The sequence below is a fragment of the Nocardioides humilatus genome (assembly GCF_008373755.1).
Lineage (GTDB): Bacteria > Actinomycetota > Actinomycetes > Propionibacteriales > Nocardioidaceae > Nocardioides > Nocardioides humilatus.
This window is the reverse complement of sequence record NZ_VUJV01000015.1, coordinates 1-2980: the sequence shown is the minus strand read 5'-3', so window position 1 is coordinate 2980 and position 2980 is coordinate 1. Positions and strand designations below refer to the sequence as shown.

Genomic DNA, 2980 nt, shown 5'->3' with positions numbered 1-2980 from the left:
CACCGGCCCCTGGACCAAACTCACCCCCACCCCCGCCACCCCCACCAGCTTCGGCGCCACCGGTCTGATCAACGGCACCAAATGCTGGTCCACCACCACAGCAGCCGACACCACCGGCAACCAATCCACCCAATCCCCCACAGCAACAACCACACCCGCCCCCACCCCCCTCGACCACTGCAACACCCTCATAACCAACGAAACCTGGACCGCTACCCGCGTCCACCGACTCACCTGCACCCTCACCATCCCCGCAGGCAAGACCCTCACCATCGAACCCGGCACGATCATCAAGGCGACCAACGGCAGCGCCATTTCCGTCGACGGCGCTTTGGTTGCTACTGGCACCCAGGCCAACCCTGTGGTGTTCACCAGCATCAAGGACGACACCGTTGGCGNNCGCCAGCCCCCGGCGACTGGAACGTTATCGACGTCGTCTACGGCGGCACGGTGTCGATGACTCATACGCGGATGAGGTACGGCCGCACAGGCCTCAATGCCTTTTCATCAACCAATCAGCCGACCACCGTCACGCTGGACAACGTCACCCTGACCCACCTTGCCGCCGACGGCATCACCATCAACGGACCTGTCACCACCCTCACTGTTACCAACAGCACCTTCGCCGACATCACCAACACCGGTATCGACGTCTCGGGCTCGAGTGGGTTCAATGACTCCGGGTATGACGCCACGTCGGGACCTGTCAGCGTCACTAGCTCAACGTTCGACGAGATGCGCCACGGCGTGTTGGCTCGAGATCTAGAACGTCCCCGGGTCCAGAACAACAGCTACACCGACGTCGGCGCCGACACTGTCGAAGCCTGCTACCGCTCAGGTTGGGAGCAGGTCTGCAACAACGTGAAGTCCGCACCACTACAGATCTTCGGCGAACTCGACCTAACCCGCCTCACCGGGAACCACGGCACCGGGAACGGCATGAACGCCATGATCATCAGCGGACGGATCGTGGCAGGAGGAATCTGGCCGTCCCAAACCTGGCCCGTCGTCCTCGCGGGAAGAGCCGTTGGACTACCACTCGAGCTGGACTACTGGCACGACCACAACGCGTCAGACCGTCAATCATCGACCACCATCGACGCCGGCGTCACGGTCACCATCCCCGCCGGGACCGTCGTCAAGGCCATGCATCAGAGCTACCCCCAAGTCAACGGTTCGTTGGTCGTTAACGGCACCAACGAGGCTCCGGTGAGCATTACCTCGATCAAGGACGACACCGTTGGCGGGGACACCCTCGGGGACGGCAACGCCACCACGCCAGCCCCCGGCGACTGGAATGGCATCTCGGTAGCCGACGGCGGAACGGCGACATTGGACGGAACCGAGATTCGATACGCCGCGACCGCCTTGACTGTTGCGGATGCGGATGCGGAGCTGCACGGGTCGGTTTCCTCTTCGGAAGCTGGCGTGATCTCAAACGGCGGATTCGTAGACGCCACTGACGTTGATTGGGGAAGCGCGTCTGGTCCGTCACCGTACGGCTCCGGGCGGTCGATCTCGGGTGGCGGCGTGTTCGTGGTTCCCTGGGTCGGCTATGTGGCGCCACCGAAGCCAACGAGTTCGCCGCCATATAGGCCACCAAGCAACTACGACTGCAAGAGCATCGCGTTCGTCGGCGCGCGTGGATCAGGCGAGGCACCCCAGGGCGATCCAGAGCCAAACTTCACCGATGCGCAGGACGGCTTGGGGGGCCCAGTCTGGAACATGTACCAAGGGTTCAAGGACGAGATCGCTCCGCCGGGGTCTTTCGCCTACACAGTCAAGGCATTGGGTGTTCAATACCGAGCACTCGGAACACTTTCAGATCCAACTCGCCTACTAACAGGTGCCAGCTACTTCGACTCGATCTACGACGGCGTGAGCAAGGTCAAGTCACTCCTCGCCGATGAACACGCGCATTGCCCGAACGAGAAGTTCGTACTTGCCGGCTACTCCCAGGGAGCCTTGGCCATCCACATTGCGTTGAGACAGTTGGCTTCCGAAGGGTCTTCCCTGATCTCGTCCAACCGTCTCGTCGCCGTGCTATTGCTCGCAGACCCAGCCAAGGTCGCCAACGGGGCAGAGGAGACATGGGAGTTCGACGAGTACTACGCCGGAGGTGGCGTTCGAAACGCCGACGGAATCTGGACTCACTTCTCTCCCTATGACAACGGCCCCCTGCCGAGCCAGGTTTCTGGGCAGACCCTCGCGTTTTGTCACAATCACGACGTCGTGTGTTCACCAGGGTTCGGAGCGCGGGTCAGGAATCACACCAACTACACGAACGACGAACTCCGGCATATGGGGTCCTGGGCCGGCTACAAAGTGAAGGGCCAGCCGTACCCATCACACCTGTGACCTTTCGTCCGATCGCTTTTTGGCCCTCGTAACTGGGCTGCATTCGGTCCTCCGCACCCAGATGGCCACCGTGCGGCGTTCGGCTTCGACGCGCGTTGCGTGGCTGGTCGGCGGGTTGCGGCGTGACGAATCTGTGGTGGGGTCGTCTTGCTTGGTGGTGTTGCTTGGGTCTCGGCAAGCGGTGGTCGCAGCTCGTATGGTCGCGTGCGTGTTGCTCCTTCCTGAGCTCGGTGCCCACTGGTCGTCGATGCCGCTCTCGGTCTGCTCCGGGTGTGTTGGTGGATATTGCTCTCGGGCTTGTTGGGGGTCTGGCAGGCTGCGTTGTGGCTTGACGGGTGACTGCGCGTGACGGCCGTACGTCGCGCCGGGGCCGCTCTCTCTCGGGCGTTGGATGCCAAAGGTGTGAAGCGTCTAGGGGGACATTTCATGGGGTTCGTGTCGAGTCGCGCTGGCGTGGTTGCGGCGCTGACCGGGTTGGTCCTGTCGCTGGGCGTGGTGGCTCTGCCTCCGGCGGCGGTGGCTGCTGCTGAGGGGACGCTCACGTCGTCGGTTCCCGCCGGTATCGCAGGAGAGTCAGTCACCTTGACGGGGGCGTTGCCGCCGCAGGCGTCGCGGCCGGTGA

General features: G+C 63.0%; 3 protein-coding genes. All 3 read left to right on the top strand.

Translation table 11 applies throughout. The annotated features are described in order from the left end of the window. Positions 1–64: 64 nt before the first annotated feature. A complete protein-coding gene (locus F0U44_RS23860; RefSeq protein ID WP_497707147.1) occupies positions 65–460 on the top strand; it encodes a beta-helix domain-containing protein in 396 nt (131 codons plus the stop codon). 11 nt (positions 461–471) lie between these two features. Further along, positions 472–2358 (top strand): cutinase family protein, encoded by a 1887-nt coding sequence (locus F0U44_RS22090; protein ID WP_188113629.1) that lies wholly within the window; start codon positions 472–474, stop codon positions 2356–2358. Positions 2359–2793: 435 nt separating this feature from the next. Continuing rightward, on the top strand, positions 2794–2980 hold a 187-nt coding region (locus F0U44_RS23330; RefSeq protein ID WP_223163804.1), incomplete at its 3' end, for a hypothetical protein.

Excerpts from the sequence above, each read along its gene's own strand:
- F0U44_RS22090 (WP_188113629.1), top strand. The coding sequence starts at position 472 with ATGAGGTACGGCCGCACAGGCCTCAATGCCTTTTCATCAACCAATCAG.